Consider the following 17,723-nt stretch of genomic DNA (forward strand, 5'->3'; position numbering starts at 1 on the left):
AGCGGACCGGTAAGCATCCAAACCCGGTGCATCCGAAGATGCCATGCGCACAGCCACCATCAAGTGCAGGCGAGTGCCTGACTGGATCGTACTTGTACAACCGAGGATACAACCGAGCCGCTAAGCTCGATCACTGGAAATCAGTGACGCAATCAAGTTACGCAGCCAGCCCAAGGCGCACAAGCCGGCGGATTCTGGCGTAGCCGTAGGCAACGGCGCAAGGTTTTGTGGGCTTCGGGACGTATCACCGCGTGTCCTTAAACACCCATCGCCAACCGCGTGTAATTACGTTTCAGAACCCGTCATCCAATTCCTGAAGATGGCAATTTCAGGACAAAAAAGAAGGGCAGCTTGTCAGCTGCCCTTCTTTGTACATCGGCTTTCGTGTGCAGGGTTTACACGCGGAAATGGCTCACCATCTGCTGCAACTGCCCACCCAACCGCGCCAGTTCAACACTGGACTTGGCCGTCTCATCACTCGCCGCTGCCGTCTGCTCCGACACGTCGCGGACGTTGATGATGCTGCGGCTGATTTCTTCGGCCACGGCGCTTTGCTGTTCGGCGGCTGCGGCGATCTGCTGGTTCATCGACTGGATATTCGACACCGTGCGGGTGATGTTTTCCAGGGACGAACCGGCCTTGCGGGTCAGGGCGACGCTGCTGTCGGTCAGGGCGCGGCTGTTGTTCATCACGGCGGAAACCTGTTGCGTGCCGTTCTGCAGACCGGCCACCAGGCCTTCGATTTCCTCGGTGGATTTCTGTGTGCGCTGGGCCAGGCCACGGACTTCGTCGGCGACCACGGCAAAACCACGACCGGCTTCACCGGCACGGGCGGCTTCGATGGCGGCGTTGAGGGCCAGCAGGTTGGTCTGCTCGGCCACGGCCTTGATCACGTCCATGACGCTGCCGATCTTGTCGCTTTCCTGTTGCAGCACGCTCATGGCTTCGGTGGAACGCACCACTTCGCTGGCCAGACGCTCGATCTGGGCGATGGCTTCGTTCACCACCTTGTCGCCTTCGCGGGCTTCGCCGTCAGCGGCGGCTGCGGCTTGCGAGGCTTCCTCGGCGTTGCGCGCGACTTCCTGCACGGTGGCAGTCATCTCGTGCATGGCGGTGGCCACCTGATCGGTCTCGATCTTCTGGCTGTTCACGCCGGCGCTGGTCTGTTCGGTTACGGCCGACAGTTCTTCGGCGGCGCTGGCGATCTGGGTGACGCCGTCGCGGATGCCGCTGATCAGGTCGCGCAGGGTCACGCCCATGCGCGCGATGCCTTGTTGCAGCACGCCGAGTTCGTCGCGGCGGGTGACGATCACGTTGTGGCTCAGGTCGCCGCTGGCGATGCGCTCCACCACGGCCATGGTTTCCTGCAACGGACGGGTGATCTGGCGGGTGATGATGAAGGCAGCGATGACGCCGACCAGCAAGGCCAGCAGGGTGCTGATCAGTTGCAGGGTGCGGGCCTGAGCGCTTTCCATGTCACGACGGTCGAGCTGGATCTGATACATCTGCTCGCTCAGGGTCACGATGGTGGCGCCCTGATCGGTCATTTCCTTGCGTGCCTGCACCGCATCGGTGTTGGCGTTCTTGTAAGCCTGCAACGCGCTGCGGTAGTTGGTCAGGGCGGTTTCCAGCTGACGCAGGGCGTCTTGCTGGGTGTCGGCGAAATGCGCGTTCAGTTGCTTGAGGCTGGCGATGGCCACGTCCAGCTGACCGACGGCTTTCTGCTCGGTCTCGGCGTTGGTGGTGGCGGTGTAGCCGCGCACTTCGTAGCGCGCCAGGATGAAGGCTTCCTTGGCGGCGGTAATGGCCTGGAACTGCTCGAAACGCTGTTCACTCATGGCCATCTGCTGGACGCGGGTGCTGATCGATTCGATCAGGTCGTACGCGGTCTCGGCATTGACGCTCATGGTGTCGCGCGCCGTGTTGCCGGTGCGGTAGGCGTTGCGCATCTTGTTCAGGGACGTCTGGTATTCGGCGATGGTCGCCGCCTGCGCCTTGAGCAACTTGACGTTTTCCGGGCTCTTGAACTTGCCGATCAGCGCCTGCTGTTGCGCAGCGAAACCGTCGAGGGTGGTCTGCACGTTCTGCGCGGCGGTTTCGTCGCCGTTGGTCAGCATGTATTGCAGGCGCACCACGCGCAGCTTGGTCAGGCCAGAGTTGAGCTGGGTGATGTCGCTCATCCAGTTGCTGCGGTCAATCAGGCCGCCCAGGCTGGTCCAGCCCGTCAGGGCCAGAATGCAGGTCAGGGCCAGGACGAGACCGAATCCCAGCCCCAGTTTGAGGTTCACGCTGATGTTGCCGAACCAGCTATTCATCACAATTCCTCCAGAAACGTTGTGCTTCTTGATCGTCGGTTAGGCTGGAAGATTGTTGTTTTTTTGAGCCAGCAAGGGTGTTAGCAGGACTGTATCGGCCGCAAATCCTGGAGCTGAAAGGATTTTGTCCGACGGAATTTGTAACAAGGGATCCCAAGACTTTTTTCACATGACTTTCACTGGCTGCCCACGGGGGCGTCTGTACCTTCGCCGCATCAAATGACAGTGATATACGCTGGCGAGGCGAATTTTTGTGGAATTGAGACTGAGTCTGTTCGGCGTCAAACGCTCGATCGAGCTGAGTGGTTGGGCCCGCTTTCGAAACGCCGGGGTTGTTCTGGCCGTGTCGGCACTGGTGATTCCGCTGACCTTGTGGCTGCTCGCCCCGGCGGCGGTGCCTGACCTCGCCCACGGCAATGTCGCCGGCGCGCAGGCGTTGGCGACCGGCTGGGCCAAGGGCGACATGATCGTGCTGGTGCGCCATGTCGAGCGCTGCGATCACTCCCCGGCGCCGTGCCTGAGCGGCAATGACGGCATCACCGACCGTTCGCGCAGTGTCGCGGTTGCTGTCGGTGCGCAATTCGAGCGCCTGGGCCTGAACAACGCCGACATCTATAACAGCCCGATGACCCGCACCGTGCAGACCGCCGGTTACATGTTCAACCGGGCGACGGCCGGCGAAGACTGGCTGATCAGTTGCAAGGGCCGCATGTTGCAGGACGCGCTCGCGCACAAGGTCCCGGGGCGTAACCTGATTCTGGTTACCCACAGCGAGTGCATGGCGCAGCTGGAAAAAGATCTCAAGGTGCCGGCCTCGACCCTCGGTTATGGTTCTTCGCTGTTCGTTTCCGCTGCCAGCCTGGCGGCTCCAAAGATGCTCGGCTTCGTCGAGGCCTCTGACTGGCGTACGGTGACCACCCGATGACTTCTCGCTTTTACGCTTACAACTTCGGCATCCCGCTGTTTTGTGCGGCGGTGGTGTTCCTGATGTTCGACATGACTCACATCGACATCGCCTTCAGCAACCTGCTGTTCGATCCGCTGACGAACACCTTCCCGCTCGACAAGATTCACTTCTTTGAAAAGCTGACCCACAAGTGGGCGCGGATCATCCCGAACTGGACCGCTGAAATCGCGCTGGTCGGCGCGATGCTGTCGGTGGTCTGGCCGTTGGTCAATCCGCAGAAGCGTCCGCGTCTCGGCGGGTTTCTGGAGCGCTGCAAAGTGGCGCCGGTACTGCGTTTTACCGCTGACCATCGCCGGGACTTTCTGTTTGTGGTGGTGGCTTTTGCGGTGTGTACCGGCGTTATTCACTTCCTCAAGGCCCACACCAGCGTTTACTGCCCGATCGAGACGACACTGTACGGCGGCAAAATGGCTCACATCGAGTGGTACAGCAATTTCCAGCTGTTCCATGAAGCCAGTGACGGTCGTTGCTGGCCGGGTGGGCATGCGTCCGGCGGGTTCACCATGCTGGCGCTGTATTTTGTCGCGCGCCGTTATCAGTGGCGCTTCTCAAGCGCCTTGTTGTGGGGCTCGCTGTTGCTCGGTTTCGTCTACGGCACGACGCGGGTTCTGCAGGGCTGGCACTACATGTCCCACACGTTCTGGGCCGGTATCTTCGTCTGGTTGGCGTGTTTGCTGACGGCGCTGGCGTTTTATGGACGGGCTCGTCTGGAGTTGCCGGTGTTGAGCAAGCGTGAGCGACAGGTGTTCAGTGCACAGCCTGAGGTTTCTCTCTGAAGCGTCGCCACTGAAATGAAAAACCCGCCATCATCGGCGGGTTTTTTGTTGGTGCTACCGAGGCTTCAATAACCTACGAAATAGTACGCCTGGCGCCCGACCATCATGGTCTTGAGCACTTTCAGCGGGGCGGCGGGTTCGCTGTCCCCCGACATCACCGCGATGTTGGAAGGCGAGGCGCTGAGGAAATCCTTCAATTGCGCATCGGTGTCCAGCCCCTTGAGGACGCTCTGGGTGTAGAACACGCTGGCGCCGCCGACCCGTTCGTTGGCCTGGAACAGCGCGACCTGATGGCCGCTGGCTTGCAGGGACTGGATATGTTCGGTCAGTGGCAGGAACGACAATTCCTTGTCTGCGTTTGGCAGGGCCCATTGCGCGGCGCCGAGATAGCAGGCGATCACAACCGTCAGTAAGCCGACCGCGATTGTCTGACGATGACGGGCGATCCATCCGACAAAACCGCTGTTACGTTCCTTCAGCCTCTCGAACAATACGCCCGCATATTCGGCCGCGATCACCGCCGCCGCCGGCGTCATCGACATCAGGTACACCGTGCGTTTGCTCGACGCCAGGGTCAGCATGATGAACTGCGCAACGATCCACAGGCTGAAAAACAGCAGGTAACGATTGGCCTTCAATTGTTTACGGAAGTGCCACAGCCCCAGGTACACCAGAATGTTCCAGGGCAGGAACGCTTCGGGCAGTTTGGCGATGTAGTAGTAAAACGGCTCATAGTGTCCGGCTTCGACGAACGATCCGCTGAAACGCCCGAGACTGTTGGTCAGCAAGACTTCTCTGACTGCCTGGGCGCCGCCGTGCTGATAGAGCACCGCGAGCCAGATCAGCAGCGGAATCAGCCCGACCAATGTCAGCAATCCCGGCCGCAGCCAGTCGGTCAGTTTGAAGCGCTTGTCCATCAGGTTGTCGGCCAGCAGGTAGGCGAAAATCACCACCCCCGGCATCGCCAGTCCGAGTACACCTTTACTCAACGTGGCGATGGCAATCCCGACGGCAAACAGCAACGAATTGCCGAAGGTTGATGCTCGTTGCGCCTGGAAAAACGCCAACAGTGCCGTGGTCACGCCGAGTGCGAGCAAGGCATCCTCGCCAACCCCGCGCACGTTGCTCCAGTAACTGGCCATGGTCGCCAGCAGAATGCCCGCTGTCCACGCGATCGCTTTCGGCCGTTCGAAGCGCCGCAGCATGCCGTACAACAGCATCACGCTGAGCAGGCCAGCCACCGCCGATGCCAGTCGCACCGCCCACGGCGAAACACCGAACACGCGCATGGCGCCGGCGTCCAGCCACAGACTCAGCGGTGGTTTTTCCAGAAACGGTTCGCCGAACAGACGGGGCGTCACCCAGTCATCGTCCAGGTGCATCTCCATGGCGATGCCGGCGACGCGGGCCTCAGTGGAGCCTTGCAATTGATGGTTACCCAGCGCGAAGAAAAACAGCAGGGCGGCAAGCAGGAACAGTGAAATGGCGGCACGCGACGACATAGGTTTCAGATAACCGGAAGGGGCGAGAGGCGTGAGCATACTTCGCCAATGCTTAACAAATTGTGAAACTCACGCAAGGCGACGGGACCAGCGTTGGTCCGGTGCTTCGAATTGCGGATTGACCAGAGCCGTCAGCACATGGTCTTGCCAGCGTCCGGCAATGTTCAGGTAGGCCTTTGCGTAGCCTTCTTTCTTGAACCCCAGGCGCTCAAGCAACCGTGCACTGCGTTCATTGCCGGGAATGTAGTTGGCCATGATCCGGTGCAGGTTCTGGGTCTCGAACATGTAGGCAATGGCGGACTCCAGCGCCTCCTGCATCAGACCCTGACCCTGATGGGCTGCATCGATGTGATAACCCAGATAACACGCCTGGAACGCACCGCGAATAATCCCGCTGAAGTTGCAGGCACCGATCATTTGCTGACCGTCCGGAGTCAGCAGTGCGAGGTGCACGGCCAGCCCGGCATCGAAAGCGCTGGCCTGTATTTCAAGGCGTCGGCGGATCTGTTCGATAGAGAAATAGTCGGTGGTACGAATCGGTGACCACGGGGCGAGATGGCGCAGGTTGCGTTGATAGAAATCGCTTTCCAGAGGCGCCTGATCCGGGTCGAGCACCGCGAGCGTCAGGCGTTGGCAGGGCAGGGTCAACAGCGGCATCGGGCGCTCCGGGTCTCGGAATTGATCACCAGAATTGCCCGGCAGGCAGGAAAATACAAATCGCGGGTGGTTTGATTCGTTCTATAAATTTGCGCCGTTCGCTGCACAGTCAGGTATGGGCTTGTCGTGCGCGAAGGCGTTTTCAAGGAGGATGCGATGGAGTTTGCGTTAAAGGCAGGGGGCGAGGCATTGCTCATCAGATCCCCGGATCCGGCGTTGTACCTTGCGTTTCAGCAAGCGCTGAACGTCAGTTACCCGGAGCATTCGGAGTTTTTGTCGTGGGCCCGTGCGCACACCACCGAGGCGCAGGCCCTGGAGTTCATGCACAAGGCTCGTGATGAGTTCGACAGCGAAACCGGCGAGCGCAGGTTTTTCATCGTTGCTGCCGACGGGGCGGCGATCATCGGTTGCATCGGCTTGAAACCGCGGGGACGTAATCGTTACGTCGTTGGTTATTGGGCCAACACTGAACATTCGGGTAAGGGTTATATGTCTGCCGCGCTGACTCAAGTGCTGGGCCGATTTCCCGATGCCACGTTTTACCTGACCACATCCTCTGCCAACCTGAGCAGTCAGCGTCTGGCCGCTGCTGCAGGTTTCTTGTTGATCCGGGTTCATCCCCAGGCCCGGCATTCGCTGCACCACGGCGTGCAAGACACCTATGTGTATCGCTTCGCCGCCAAATCCCGGGCAAAAAAAAGCCCGCAGGAGAGCGGGCGAACCGTAGTTTCTTGAATGAGCGAGGGCAATGTACACGGCCATCACCGCCGTCGGGGTGAAGAAAAGTTCATGTCGATGAACGACTTGCGTCATCGACGAGCGGTCGTTTTTCAGTGCACGACAGGCTCTGTCGTAGGGGGCACGAGGTTCGCCGGATCCAGGTTCTCCACGGCACGATTGACCAGCATTTCGGTCATGATCGACAGCTGCCGGATCGCCAGCAACCGGCTGCGTTGAGAGCCTGTGAAATCATCGGCGATGTTGGCCGTTACCATGTTGAGCGCCGCCAGGGTTTCGCAGGCATGGGTCAGCAGGGTGGCTGTGTCCACGTCGGTGCGTACGGAGAAAATCTCGTTGAAAGGCAGGGTTCGACGCGGCTTTCTCACGTATTGCTGAGGCTGGTTGAGCACAGCCGGTTCTTTCGATTTGGTTTCGTGAGGCAGTGTTTGATCAGGCAGGCTTCGGGTGTCTTTTTTCATGACGAGACTCCATGGTTTCAGGCTCCCGGCGAATTCCTTTGGTAAACCATCTGCCGGGTTGCAGCGGAGCGCGAAGACTAGCGTTTGGAAGCATCTTGAACCAGTTCATGGAATTCGACGCGTGTTGCGGGAAATTTCCTAGGACGCCTGCAGGCAGGAGCGGAGTTCATCCGATGTCAGCGTGTGCTTGAAGTGATGTTCCCATAACCGCACACCCAGCCCGCCAGAACGATCCAGCGACGAACCCACCGTCAGATCCGTGAGCAGCGTCGGCTGCAAACCGGCATCGAACAGCGCAAACCCGGCGGCGAGGCAGCAGGTTTCGGTTTGCAGGCCGCAGACCAGCACGCGATCCAGATTCAGGCTTTTCAGGTATTCGATTGTGTCCGGGGAGGGCGCGTAGCCGTATTTGATGAAGATGCGGTCTGCGGCGATCAGGCTGTCATCGTCCGCCGCCGGATGTCAGCCGAGCTGACGCTGGAACGGTGTGCTGGTTTCATCATGGCGCTCGACCGTGGCGACGCTTGGCAGTTTGCCGATCAGCGATTGAATGTCGTCGATTAGCCCATTGCGGCGGGGAGAAGCAGGGTTGGACGTCGATGATCAGCAGTGCTTGGCGCATGAGGTCTCCCGGGATGAATCTCCAGATGCGACAAGGCCCGCACTGGGCGGGCCTTGTCGTTGAAAGTTGGTGGGCCGGGGTAATTTGAACGGCTCCCATAACTTTCTGATTTTAAAACTAATTACGTATAGTTATTTTTCGGTGGGATACCACTTGGAATACCGATCAGAAATATAGATGCGAAGTGGTCACTTGCTAGCCCCTGTCGCGCTAGGCAGCTGGAGTCTCTCAGAAGGGTTCACGCTAGGCCCGGAACCTCCCTGAATACCCTAGGCTACCCAAGGGCATCGTGGTCAATGTCGCATCCCGATGCTGCACTCTAAGCATACTCAGTGACCAACCCCTACGAGCGGCCGGTTGCAGGACCGCTATTGTCTAGATCCTGCTCTAGATGGTTGACGGCCACCCGACTGAAATAGTGTGTGGCATGACTAATGGGATGGATATTAGAATTTTAATGCCATCTGGGTTGGAGCATTTATGATGCGTATCTTGCATCGTAAGTCGGCACCCTTTCGCTCCATCTGGAGCTCCAAAATATATTCATGTTTTGATTTGTCTTCAGACTCTAGTGAGAAACTAACGCGGGGCGGACGAAAGTTTTCACCATGCGCGGGAAGTGCTAATGAAAATTGTCGCTCAAACGTTCCCTGGCTATCATATCTTTTGTCTGAATGTATGTCGTGCGGGTAGTATGGGAGTTGCTCTGCCTGGGATACGGTTTTTTCTATATGAGGCTTGGCTAGTGCAAAGGGATCATCATCTCCAGGCATTTGGCTAAGCGATGAGGCCAAGGCTGTTTTTTCAAGCATCAGGCCTTTGTCAAATCCTCCGCGCTTAGAGAACTTTTCTTTTCTTACTTCCTCGATATCCTTCTCGGTGATACCTAAAATTTTAGCAAGAGCTGCGGCGGTTTCTCTAAGATCAGCTAGCTCTTCAATAATATCAATACTGGTTTTGGCATCAAGAACCTCAAGGGCCTCTTCAACTACTTTTCTCTTAAGTGAGGTGATTAAAGCTTCGCCTTCAAGCTTTAAAAGCTTAACCTCTTCTCCGCGTGCATTTATGTTGTCTGGGATTTTGTCTCTGACTAACTTGTTAAACTCCAGTTCGCCTTCTTCTGTAGCATATAAGTCTGCGCATTCGACCCGGCACCCTGAGCTAGTCAGCATATAGTAAGCATGGGACAACACACCGCCGGCAAGCTCGACTACAAAACCTTTTTCATGAGCTAACTCCGCTAGATCCTTAGCGAATCTTTGGTCTCTGACTAGGTCCGGTTCAATCGGGTCTATCAATACACGTGCTATATTTTTACCGGCATGACAAATGCTTATGAGATTATCCCAGTCTGCTTTAGTTCGGAGCGTTACCTCCTCTGAGCTCATAAGTTTTTTTCTAGGAGCAGCTTTTGGAAGTTCGCCTTCATGTTTCCAATCTTCATGGTACCACGGTATAACAGCATGCTTCATTGTGGATTTCGGAATGTCCACAAACCACATGATGACAACTGGCTTGCCGGCTGACTCTGCTATTCTTCGAGATGACCAAGCAATTTCCTCGATCCAATCAGTACGTTTTATACTTCGTTTCCAGTCATAGCCCGCGGCAGTATCGTGTACCACCCATTCGCCATTTTCATCAGGTGCTACGAAGCGGCCCTTATATCTTAGCCTCTCGCGGATGGATAACTTTTTTGGGGTTTTTTTAAGGTTTTTTGTGGAGTTGTAATTTGTGTCGACATCGAAGACGTCGTGGGCGTACCAGTATAGGCCCTCCGGAAGTCCCCAGAGGGATTCGATTCTTACACGACGTTTATCTGGATGGGCTTGGCTCCACGCGGAAGCTGATGCAGGGATGAAGTGGTGAGCGATGAGGCATAGCCCGCTATCAGCTAGATCCAATTCGTTGATTTTATTTCTGAATACGGTTGTTAGCCAGTCTAGCGCACTGGCTAGGCTTCTTAGTTCGTTACTTCTTGGTAACATTTGCTTCTGCGACGCAGGTATGTTAGCTCCATCGGTTCTTATTACGAGCGGACGCTCAGTTAGGCGGAGCAGATCGTCCTTTAAACTCTGGCTGCAGGTGCCGGTACGCAAGATCTGGTCTAGCTCGGATTTTAAGTCCAGGACATAAAATGAAATAGCGGTATAGCCAATTTCTCGGTATAGCTTCGCATTTGCTAATTTTACATATTGCTCATAATCAGTTTCTGTGGCGACCCTGAACACTTTTGGTGCGAAGTTTATGGCCTCCACTGTTTGGGAGGTGGTTAACTTAGTGGGGTCAGCGCCGTGCGCGAAGTCTTCGCATTCATCAGCTTGAACAACATAAATTTGTTTTCCGTTCCAAACCCACTCGAAATGTACCCTGATTGCTCTCGAGTGTGCCCAGTGAGCAATATCTTTAAGGCCCTCTAAGCAGTTGTATCGATATGGGTAGTCTAGTTTTTTTATTTCTAGAGGGCGTGCGTCGCGCCATTTTCGCAGAGGTATTTTATGGAGCTGGGACGGGGTGTTTTCGGTAGCCTCGACTTCTGCGACCCAATCTCTAAGGTGTTCGCTTAAGCGCCGCTCATTTGATAGGTGGCCTTTCAGATGGCTTTGAGCATATACCTGAATAATCCAATGAATATCGGACATATTTATATTCGGGTGTGTATCTCGGATTTTATCGCGTAACGTTTCTATAGTACTTAAAATAGCGGTCGGGGCACATTCTGATGAGTCGAGAGAACCACGGTCATCTATAGATTCGGCGACTCCGCTTGACCTAACAATAACCTGCTCATTGCTTTTAAACTTTACATCGCGGAGCGCTTGATCAACAGCCTCTTCAGAGGCTGTTGATGAGCCACAAATCACAAAAAATGGTAGGGTCCACACCGCTGGGACCGAGCAAAGGCCATATGCTTTCAGGCCTATCATTTCTACAGTGATTTGAGGTGGGGCTAACTCTATGACTTTATTACCGTCGACTAACACAAGCTGCGTTGCTGGAGTTAATGGCATCTTAGAGGGATTGGCCATACACGTCCTATCGAATAGTTTATTTTTTGGGTGAGCTTGGAGATGAGCCGAAAACGGTATCCGCGATCTCTTGCATCTTCCCTAGCGCTTTATCCGCAAAGTATCCGGATATGAATCCCATGGAAAAGTAAAAGGATGTGGTTGAAGACTTTATACTAAGTCCCAATAAGCCAGAGTCAAGTAGTCCGCCGATGGCAAGTGCTGCGCCGCCAGAGAGGAACGGAGAGAATATGCGCCAAAGTCGGCGGTCAATATTCCAAAGTCCCCTTGCTACAACTTGGTACAGGTATTTTAGGCCAAACATAGTTCCGCCCAAGATTCCTCCAAGAAAGAAGAAGGCATATTGATTGAATTTTTCCGGCGCACATGTAGTGCAGCTTCCTACGAAAAACGAATAGGTAGAGCCTCGCCATGTGAAGAGTAGTGCTAATAAAGTTAAAAGAAAAACAACTCCAACGTATATGGCGTCGACTCTTATTTCACATCGTGCCGACTCGTCGTATTTGCTCTTCCAATCCCCTACCGCTCTGTTGTCAGTATTGATATGTTCGCTGAATACAGTTGGCGCTGGTTTGCTTTCAGGTTTTTTATCGTTTTTCATAGCGTCCGCTTCGACACTACTAGCTGCGCCTGGCATCTGGGGTGGCTCTTCTTGAGTGTCACTACTCGCACCAAGCTCAGGTTCTCTATCTGTGGCGGTACTTGGCGACTCGTGTGGAAGCGGACTATGTTCTTTGCTCATTCATTGAGCCCCTGATTTACGCTGAGCGTGTATTTTTTAAGGAATTCCAGCCGTTACTTGAAAGGGTTTCAAAACTTTGCAGAGTAATATCAAGCATCTTTGATTTTTTATAATCATAGCTATCCGGAATGCCAAGTTTTGTAGCAATGACTTTTCGGAAAAATTGTGAGGTCTCCTTTGTGAGAAGACAAATGTTTCCTTGCGTGTGCTCGCCCTGAAAATGATCTGCGACATATAGATATTCAGAGTTTTTGCTTTTTTCAGAGATTTGGCTTGCTAAGCATTTTTCCCAGCGTAGCGTTTTATCAAACGCCTGTGCTTCTTCAAACAGAGAAAACGACAGAGGGACCATGTGAAGATGGGCATGGCCTGTACCGCAACTTGTTTGAGAGTCGAAATTAAACGCTCCATGTTCAAATATCGAGAAGTCACCGTATTGGTCTTTCAGGATCCTAGCGGCGCTTTCAACAAAGTTCCAAAAATCTGTGCGAGTGTAGTCTTCTGTAAGATTGATTTTATGATTTTTAGGGACGATCAAAGACCAACCGGGGACAAGCGCGCCAATAGAAACAAATGCAGCATAACTTGCGCCAAGCAGCCATGGCGTATCCACAGGAGCGTGTTTTGACAGGGGAGTCAAAAAGTCACAAAATCGGCACTCAGTTTCAGAGTGCTTGATGGGTTGGAAGCGGTTCATTTTAGAGCCTCCCTAATTGTACGTAATCACAACTCTTTGTCCCTAGCCGGTCCGTCGTCGTCAGCCGCCGCACACGGTGGGAACCTATAACTACCATACCACGCCGCTAGCTTGGACCCTAGGGCTAGGGGGGCAGCCCAGGTGAATTTTTGCTACCGGCCGGTTTTTTTGTCTTAGGTGAGGAGGAGCGGGCTCCAATCCCCATCGCGCGCTTCGTCCGGGTGCTCGTATGAATCAGTTGTGTCTCAGTCAAAAGGTTCGGAGAAAGGAAAAAAACTTCTCGGCCTCTTCTTTCCACGCTGGCGCTATAGGGAAGCAGGTAAGGTTCTTCGGTTGCATACGCTTTCGAATAGAGTGCTTTGATTTCTGGCACGTCGTCATAAGAAACCATCCAAGGAAGGTTGAGGTTGCCTAAGACATATTCGGATAATTGGCGATGATTTTCTTCGTCGTAGAAGTTTAGGTATAGCTCTTGCCCCTTCACAAAATAAGGAGGGTCTAGATATATAAAACTTTTCGGAGGAAGCTTTGAATCGCAAAGGCGCAAGAAATCAACAGCATCCAAATTGTATAAGTGAATAAAATCTTTCATCTGTGCAATTCTCGAGATTCGAGAAGTCAGATTTTTTTTATTGTAGCGGGCGTCGATTTTCCATTGGCCTTCTTGGTGCTTCCCGCCGATTACGCCAGCATTCAAGATTCCACTGCGATTTGTTCTGTTAAGGAAGAAAGTAGAGAATCCGAGCTCTATTAGGGGGGCGTCATATTTATTTGATTGTATGGCTTTTTGCTTGTGCCATGTATCCATGTCGACCGGCGTCTCGGAGATAAGCTTAAGAAAATCCTCTGTGTTTTCTAATACGCTATGCCAGAACGCATAAATAGATCTGTCTAGGTCATTTAGATGTATGTTGCTGACATAGTTCTGAAGCAGCAGCGAAATCGCTAAGCTCGCGCCGCCGGCGAAAGGTTCTGCGTAGTGCCCATCTCTAAGGTTATTCGCGACTAGAATCGAGTCGACGAACTTTTCTAATCGCCACTTGGCTCCAGGATACCTGAGAGGACTAACTGCATACATCTACATTAACCTTTGGTTCTAAAAATTCTGCTAGAGTACATATCCTTGCGGTTTTACAGATCGCAAATTTATATGCGCCTAGCGGAAGTCTTTGTGATTGGGGTTGGTCATTGGTTTTTGTAACGTTTACGGTTTAAAGGTGCCCTGTAATAATTGCAACTAATCAATATACCATTTTTTCTCAGGAAACCGCTATCGGGGGGGCAACTCTTCGGGCGCATAGGATGTTCTATGAGCGCCACGACGCAATTCGTCTACTCAGGTGGCTAGTACGCTTGGCGTGTAGAAAGCAGGCCCTGTAGGGCTTCTCCGCTTTGTTCTGCCCTGCCGTGCGGCCTTGAAAGAATCTCAATCTGAACGCCTCATGCAATGTTCCGTCAACACGATTACCTCGCGATAGCTGGCAACGTCGGTTGACGCACTCGGAACATGGTGGAAACGGATTTCCCCAGGCTAGGTGGGGTGGGTAGGCCTCAAGGCACCGATTAGCGCTCTACCAGCAAACCTCGTCGGTCCCCTAATCGTTTCCACACCAATTGGGCTGTGAGTCGATAATAATATCGGGTAGCTTCGGAATGATCCTTCAGGTAGTGAACCAGAAACCAGTGCACATGCTTTAGCTGCCAACTCCAAGGATTATCGCGTTGCCATCTCTGCTGGATGGCCGCTTGCATGATCCGCGCCTGTCGCAGGTGTCGTTGCTGCGTGGCCATCGAACCAGTTAAGACTCCGCTCAGAAACAAAGCCATATCATACGGTCTGCTCATGATCGGCCACCAATGTACGCCGATGCCACATCGATCCGGTTGTGTCCGAGCTCATAGCTGATCTGCTGACGCGCCTGCCGATCCAGTTCACGGTCAACGCGATAGCATTGCCCACCGTTGACCGGCGCAGTGTGCCTAGTGATCTGCTCGTAACGTTCGCAAGCGTAGGCGGCTCGAAGCTCATGTAAACCTTTCAACCCATGCACATGCAGGATCTCGCGGGCTGGACGCACGACCTGCCTTAGAAAGGTGGCATAGCTTTCGCCCCGATTCAGTAGGTTGGGGCTCCTGTTCGTTGAGACGCTTAGTGCTGTTTGCAGTGCAGCCTTTACTCCAGTCGTGGCATCGATCCAACGGGGCGCAAAAGCGCCCGAGCGTCCGCCTTTGGTGCCGTCCTGGATGTTGATACGGCCAAAGTGTTCGGCTTCGCGTTGCAATCGTGGCAGGTCAGCCAGGATTGCTTCGCGCAGGCGCATACCGGTTTCTCGCGCCAAAAGGACAATTGCCGCCACCCGCTCGTGTTGCTGTTCGCCAAGCGCCTCAATCACTCGCTGCACTTGTTGGCGGTCTTGGCCATCCGGTGCGCAGGTGCGTACGTTCGAGCGCTTCTGTCCCAACGCCTGACTCGGGCTGGCGATCCTCACGTCCTGATCACCGCGGAGCGCAGCGAGGGTTCGGTTGACGCTGCTCAGGCGGTTCTGCGCGGTGGCGATGCTCAGTTCGCCTTGCTGGATCAGCTGGCGCAGGTAAGCGGCATAGTCCTGTAGCGTCAGTCGATCGATCTCGCGCGCATCGTTGTAACCGGGGCCGTCCTCTGACCGACACCAACGCACGAACGCTTGCCAGCGATCACTATGCGCTTTGACCGTGGCGAAGTGGCCGCCGGCAAACAAATCCTTGAGCGCTTGTGGGCCGGCGTAGCTCAGTTGGCGGCCATAGCCAAAGTTGCGACCATCACGCCGACCGACCAGAGCCATTATCATCACCGTTTTCGTTTGTTTGCAGAAAGAGCAGCAGGGCTTTCCAGTGGGGGCTGAGCCTGTCCACCTGCTGCCAGAGTGTCGGGCGGATCAGTAGGGTGTTCTCGTGGTGTTGCAACAGTGCCCCTTCCTCACGCAGTTGCTCGATCAGAAGGGCTAGATGGGTAGGCTCCAGTGGTGGTGTGGCGACAGCGGCGACAGTGGCGACAACCCGCGTCGTTTCTGGTCTGGCACGTGGCGACAGGGTGGCGACAGAGGCGGCGACACGCCGCGATTCTGGTTGCGATTGATGTTGCGCCTGGTAGCGGCGCACCGCGTCATTGAGGCGAAACATGGCGGACCTCGAAAATTTTTCCGTCGCGGCTGCTCAGCCAGCGATGAGTGATCAGCACGACCAATAGAGAGGCGGTATGGTCAGCGCTCTTGCGGGCAAAACGCGGGCCGTTGCGATTGACATCGCGAAGGGTGAAGTGAGTCCAGCCTTTCTGCACCAGCCAGCGGAGCAGTCGATCCGCCTCTTCGCATCGGCTATTGACCGGCTCCTGTTCGGTCAGGCGCTGGATCTCGGCCAGGTAGTAATCCATCAACGTGGAAGCGCGCTGGATGTGTGCTTCGTCCAACGAACTGGCTTCTTCAACCATGGCCAGCACACCTGCGATGCGCAGTACATTCGCCGCGGCCTTGCCTGCGACAGGCTGGACGCCGGCCAGCTCGCCGAACTCGCCAGACTGACATTCGATGGTGTCGTGAATATCAATCCAGGCACGACGGGCACGGGGAGTCAGCTCCAGTGTGGTGGGATTGAGTGAGCCATCCTTGTGAAGCGACCAGGGCTGTTGCAGCAGGGCGGTGATCCGCTGTTGGTAGCGCTGGACTCTGGCATCCCGGCTCAAGTTGATCGCCTTGTAGAGCCGCTGGCCGGCCAGACGCTCGGGCCAACTGATTAGGCAACGGCCCAGGATGCCTTGGCCATTGATCACCGGGTCTTTGAACAGCTGGTTGGCAAGGTAGGGTTGCAGCATCAGATGCAGACTGAGGCGGCGGTCATAGGCCCGCAGGCTTTCTCCTGCCATGGAGCGCGCCCGGTCGATCGGGCTGCCATCCCACAGTGCCGACAAGGTGGTGATTGCCTTGAGCAGATTCTCTTTGCTCATGGTGCTGCTGCCCAAGAACTGGCCACCTTCATCATTGAACAAGCCCATGCTGGGCAAGCCATAGCACAGACTTTTGACCAGGGCCTCAATGGTGGGCTCGGCAATGATCAGTCTCGGCGCTACCGGCTCGGACAGCTCACCGCCTTTCGCCTCAGCACGCTCCGTTGAGGTTTTGGGTTTGGCCGTGATGCTGGTAGCGGCGCGATAGGCTCTGAGCTTTTCCGCATACAGAGTCCACTGCTGTCGTTCCCAGTCGCGCGCCGCCTTCAATGCCAGATGATCCACCGCGCTTTTGCGATCACCCGAAGACGCCACCGTCAGTAGGTAGAGGGACAATGGATAGGTTCGGCCATCGAGTTCGACATTGGCATGACCCTGGCTCACCAGGGCAGCGCTGGCCAGCACCGATTGCGCGGCCATGGCGCAGGGCACGCGGATCACCTCGGCCAGTCGTTCGACCGCAGGACCCAACAGATCCCCCAGTGCTTCGACCGGGTAGGGCAGTGGTGTCTGCTGGTATTCCAGCAATGGTTGTGGTGGTTCGAACGTTTCGCACAGTTGCATCGCAATTCTCCTGAGATTATCGACTTCGTCCTCACTCATCCCGCCACGGTTGTTGAGTGTTATCAGGGATCAAGGCCCCTGCGGCCTGTGAGGGTTGTCCACTCACGCGGGACTGACGGCTCCTTCCGGCCGGGAGCTTGGGCATCTCAGGGTCTGGCCTCCTGAACACCGAGAGCGGTGGGCGGGTGGAGGCTGCACTGGCTGACGAGACCGGTGCTGCGAAATCCTGAGTCAGGTGAAGGCAGTGAGGCGATGACCGGGGCATGCCTGACTGTCAGTCAGGTGCAGTCCATTCCTTGGGCTGCGGCACCATCATCGGCATCGCTGTGGCGAGTGAGCATTCGGTGTTTGTCACGCCGATTGTCACGAGGGGGAAAGCAGCAAAGCCCCATGCGAGCAGGGCTGCAGCAGTGTGAGATGCGCCCGTCTCTTTAGGGGGCAAAGAGACGGGCCACAGGTTGGCGCAAGAAATGGCCAAGCGGATAAGTTGCTGCAGAGCAGCCAGGAGAAGGCCTGAGTTGCCGCAGTGGGCATTCTGGAAGAGTGGGCATCCATCACATCGCGGTGACCGTGCGAGCCGCCGGACGCTAATCGCACTTGGGGGTGAACCACCACGGAGTGGCGTAGCCTTGAAGGTTCTGGCTACCTGGGTGCTGTCGAGGACAGCGCTTGTG

At 55.4% G+C, this 17,723-nt stretch carries 15 protein-coding genes and 2 pseudogenes; 3 read left to right on the forward strand and 14 right to left on the reverse strand.

Features of this window, described 5'->3' with window-relative positions:
- Positions 1 to 395: 395 nt before the first annotated feature.
- Both IF199_RS30560 and IF199_RS30565 read right to left on the reverse strand, forming a co-directional pair.
- Positions 396 to 1,259 (reverse strand): methyl-accepting chemotaxis protein, encoded by an 864-nt coding sequence (locus tag IF199_RS30560; protein ID WP_371858302.1) that lies wholly within the window; start codon positions 1,257 to 1,259, stop codon positions 396 to 398.
- A gap of 42 nt (positions 1,260 to 1,301) precedes the next feature.
- A pseudogene (locus tag IF199_RS30565) lies at positions 1,302 to 2,315 on the reverse strand (methyl-accepting chemotaxis protein); the annotation flags it as partial.
- 253 nt (positions 2,316 to 2,568) lie between these two features.
- Here IF199_RS30565 and pmrG point away from each other — a divergent pair.
- Together pmrG and IF199_RS03865 are read left to right on the forward strand one after the other, a co-directional pair.
- Positions 2,569 to 3,240: a lipopolysaccharide core heptose(II)-phosphate phosphatase PmrG gene (pmrG, locus tag IF199_RS03860; RefSeq protein WP_192559729.1), complete on the forward strand. Its 672-nt coding sequence runs from the start codon at positions 2,569 to 2,571 to the stop codon at positions 3,238 to 3,240.
- Positions 3,237 to 4,058 (forward strand): phosphatase PAP2 family protein, encoded by an 822-nt coding sequence (locus tag IF199_RS03865; RefSeq protein WP_192559730.1) that lies wholly within the window; start codon positions 3,237 to 3,239, stop codon positions 4,056 to 4,058. Before pmrG ends, IF199_RS03865 begins: the two co-directional genes overlap by 4 nt.
- A 65-nt stretch (positions 4,059 to 4,123) precedes the next feature.
- Here the strand turns inward: IF199_RS03865 and IF199_RS03870 are convergent, their stop codons facing one another.
- Together IF199_RS03870 and rimJ are read right to left on the reverse strand one after the other, a co-directional pair.
- Positions 4,124 to 5,599 carry an ArnT family glycosyltransferase gene (locus tag IF199_RS03870; RefSeq protein WP_425220353.1) on the reverse strand — a complete coding sequence of 492 codons (1,476 nt, stop codon included), beginning with the start codon at positions 5,597 to 5,599 and terminating at the stop codon, positions 4,124 to 4,126.
- Between the two features lie 30 nt (positions 5,600 to 5,629).
- Positions 5,630 to 6,217 (reverse strand): ribosomal protein S5-alanine N-acetyltransferase, encoded by a 588-nt coding sequence (rimJ, locus tag IF199_RS03875; RefSeq protein ID WP_192559732.1) that lies wholly within the window; start codon positions 6,215 to 6,217, stop codon positions 5,630 to 5,632.
- Positions 6,218 to 6,373: 156 nt separating this feature from the next.
- Between rimJ and IF199_RS03880 the strand changes: the two genes are divergently transcribed.
- On the forward strand, positions 6,374 to 6,952 hold the full coding sequence (locus IF199_RS03880; protein WP_192559733.1) for a GNAT family N-acetyltransferase: 579 nt from the start codon (positions 6,374 to 6,376) through the stop codon (positions 6,950 to 6,952).
- A 95-nt stretch (positions 6,953 to 7,047) separates the two neighbouring features.
- On the opposite strand, the gene IF199_RS03885 is transcribed toward IF199_RS03880, so the two are convergent.
- The 10 genes and pseudogenes from IF199_RS03885 to IF199_RS03925 all read right to left on the reverse strand — a co-directional run bounded on the left by IF199_RS03885 (position 7,048) and on the right by IF199_RS03925 (position 17,049).
- Complete coding sequence (locus IF199_RS03885) at positions 7,048 to 7,416, reverse strand: DUF6124 family protein (RefSeq protein ID WP_192559734.1); 369 nt, start codon at positions 7,414 to 7,416, stop codon at positions 7,048 to 7,050.
- 138 nt (positions 7,417 to 7,554) lie between these two features.
- Positions 7,555 to 8,038: pseudogene (locus IF199_RS03890) on the reverse strand (isochorismatase family protein).
- A 446-nt stretch (positions 8,039 to 8,484) separates the two neighbouring features.
- Positions 8,485 to 11,067 (reverse strand): nucleoside triphosphate pyrophosphohydrolase, encoded by a 2,583-nt coding sequence (locus IF199_RS03895; protein ID WP_192559735.1) that lies wholly within the window; start codon positions 11,065 to 11,067, stop codon positions 8,485 to 8,487.
- 19 nt (positions 11,068 to 11,086) lie between these two features.
- Positions 11,087 to 11,809 (reverse strand): hypothetical protein, encoded by a 723-nt coding sequence (locus IF199_RS03900; RefSeq protein WP_192559736.1) that lies wholly within the window; start codon positions 11,807 to 11,809, stop codon positions 11,087 to 11,089.
- Between the two features lie 16 nt (positions 11,810 to 11,825).
- Positions 11,826 to 12,506: an HIT family protein gene (locus IF199_RS03905; RefSeq protein ID WP_192559737.1), complete on the reverse strand. Its 681-nt coding sequence runs from the start codon at positions 12,504 to 12,506 to the stop codon at positions 11,826 to 11,828.
- A 124-nt stretch (positions 12,507 to 12,630) separates the two neighbouring features.
- Positions 12,631 to 13,584, reverse strand: a complete 954-nt coding sequence (locus IF199_RS03910) for a DNA adenine methylase (RefSeq protein WP_192559738.1) — start codon at positions 13,582 to 13,584, stop codon at positions 12,631 to 12,633.
- Between the two features lie 485 nt (positions 13,585 to 14,069).
- Positions 14,070 to 14,351, reverse strand: coding sequence for a hypothetical protein (locus IF199_RS30315; protein WP_244142439.1), 282 nt, complete (start codon positions 14,349 to 14,351; stop codon positions 14,070 to 14,072).
- Positions 14,348 to 15,328, reverse strand: a complete 981-nt coding sequence (locus tag IF199_RS03915) for an integrase domain-containing protein (protein ID WP_192559739.1) — start codon at positions 15,326 to 15,328, stop codon at positions 14,348 to 14,350. Before IF199_RS03915 ends, IF199_RS30315 begins: the two co-directional genes overlap by 4 nt.
- On the reverse strand, positions 15,306 to 15,665 hold the full coding sequence (locus IF199_RS03920; protein WP_192559740.1) for a hypothetical protein: 360 nt from the start codon (positions 15,663 to 15,665) through the stop codon (positions 15,306 to 15,308). The genes IF199_RS03915 and IF199_RS03920 overlap by 23 nt, the downstream gene beginning before the upstream one ends.
- Entirely contained in the window at positions 15,649 to 17,049 is a 1,401-nt protein-coding gene (locus IF199_RS03925) for a YfjI family protein (protein WP_192559741.1), read from the reverse strand. Before IF199_RS03925 ends, IF199_RS03920 begins: the two co-directional genes overlap by 17 nt.
- Positions 17,050 to 17,723: the final 674 nt, after the last annotated feature.

This window comes from Pseudomonas allokribbensis (genome assembly GCF_014863605.1).
Lineage (GTDB): Bacteria > Pseudomonadota > Gammaproteobacteria > Pseudomonadales > Pseudomonadaceae > Aquipseudomonas > Aquipseudomonas allokribbensis.

Bases quoted from the DNA above. Each gene is read 5' to 3' on its own strand.
- IF199_RS30560 (WP_371858302.1), bottom strand. From the start codon at position 1,259: ATGGGCGTGACCCTGCGCGACCTGATCAGCGGCATCCGCGACGGCGTC.
- IF199_RS03895 (WP_192559735.1), bottom strand. From the start codon at position 11,067: ATGGCCAATCCCTCTAAGATGCCATTAACTCCAGCAACGCAGCTTGTG.
- IF199_RS03910 (WP_192559738.1), bottom strand. From the start codon at position 13,584: ATGTATGCAGTTAGTCCTCTCAGGTATCCTGGAGCCAAGTGGCGATTA.
- rimJ (WP_192559732.1), bottom strand. From the start codon at position 6,217: ATGCCGCTGTTGACCCTGCCCTGCCAACGCCTGACGCTCGCGGTGCTC.
- IF199_RS03905 (WP_192559737.1), bottom strand. From the start codon at position 12,506: ATGAACCGCTTCCAACCCATCAAGCACTCTGAAACTGAGTGCCGATTT.
- IF199_RS03880 (WP_192559733.1), top strand. From the start codon at position 6,374: ATGGAGTTTGCGTTAAAGGCAGGGGGCGAGGCATTGCTCATCAGATCC.
- IF199_RS03925 (WP_192559741.1), bottom strand. From the start codon at position 17,049: ATGCAACTGTGCGAAACGTTCGAACCACCACAACCATTGCTGGAATAC.
- IF199_RS30315 (WP_244142439.1), bottom strand. From the start codon at position 14,351: ATGAGCAGACCGTATGATATGGCTTTGTTTCTGAGCGGAGTCTTAACT.
- IF199_RS03915 (WP_192559739.1), bottom strand. From the start codon at position 15,328: ATGGCTCTGGTCGGTCGGCGTGATGGTCGCAACTTTGGCTATGGCCGC.
- IF199_RS03900 (WP_192559736.1), bottom strand. From the start codon at position 11,809: ATGAGCAAAGAACATAGTCCGCTTCCACACGAGTCGCCAAGTACCGCC.
- IF199_RS03885 (WP_192559734.1), bottom strand. From the start codon at position 7,416: ATGAAAAAAGACACCCGAAGCCTGCCTGATCAAACACTGCCTCACGAA.
- IF199_RS03920 (WP_192559740.1), bottom strand. From the start codon at position 15,665: ATGTTTCGCCTCAATGACGCGGTGCGCCGCTACCAGGCGCAACATCAA.
- IF199_RS03865 (WP_192559730.1), top strand. From the start codon at position 3,237: ATGACTTCTCGCTTTTACGCTTACAACTTCGGCATCCCGCTGTTTTGT.
- IF199_RS03870 (WP_425220353.1), bottom strand. From the start codon at position 5,599: ATGCTCACGCCTCTCGCCCCTTCCGGTTATCTGAAACCTATGTCGTCG.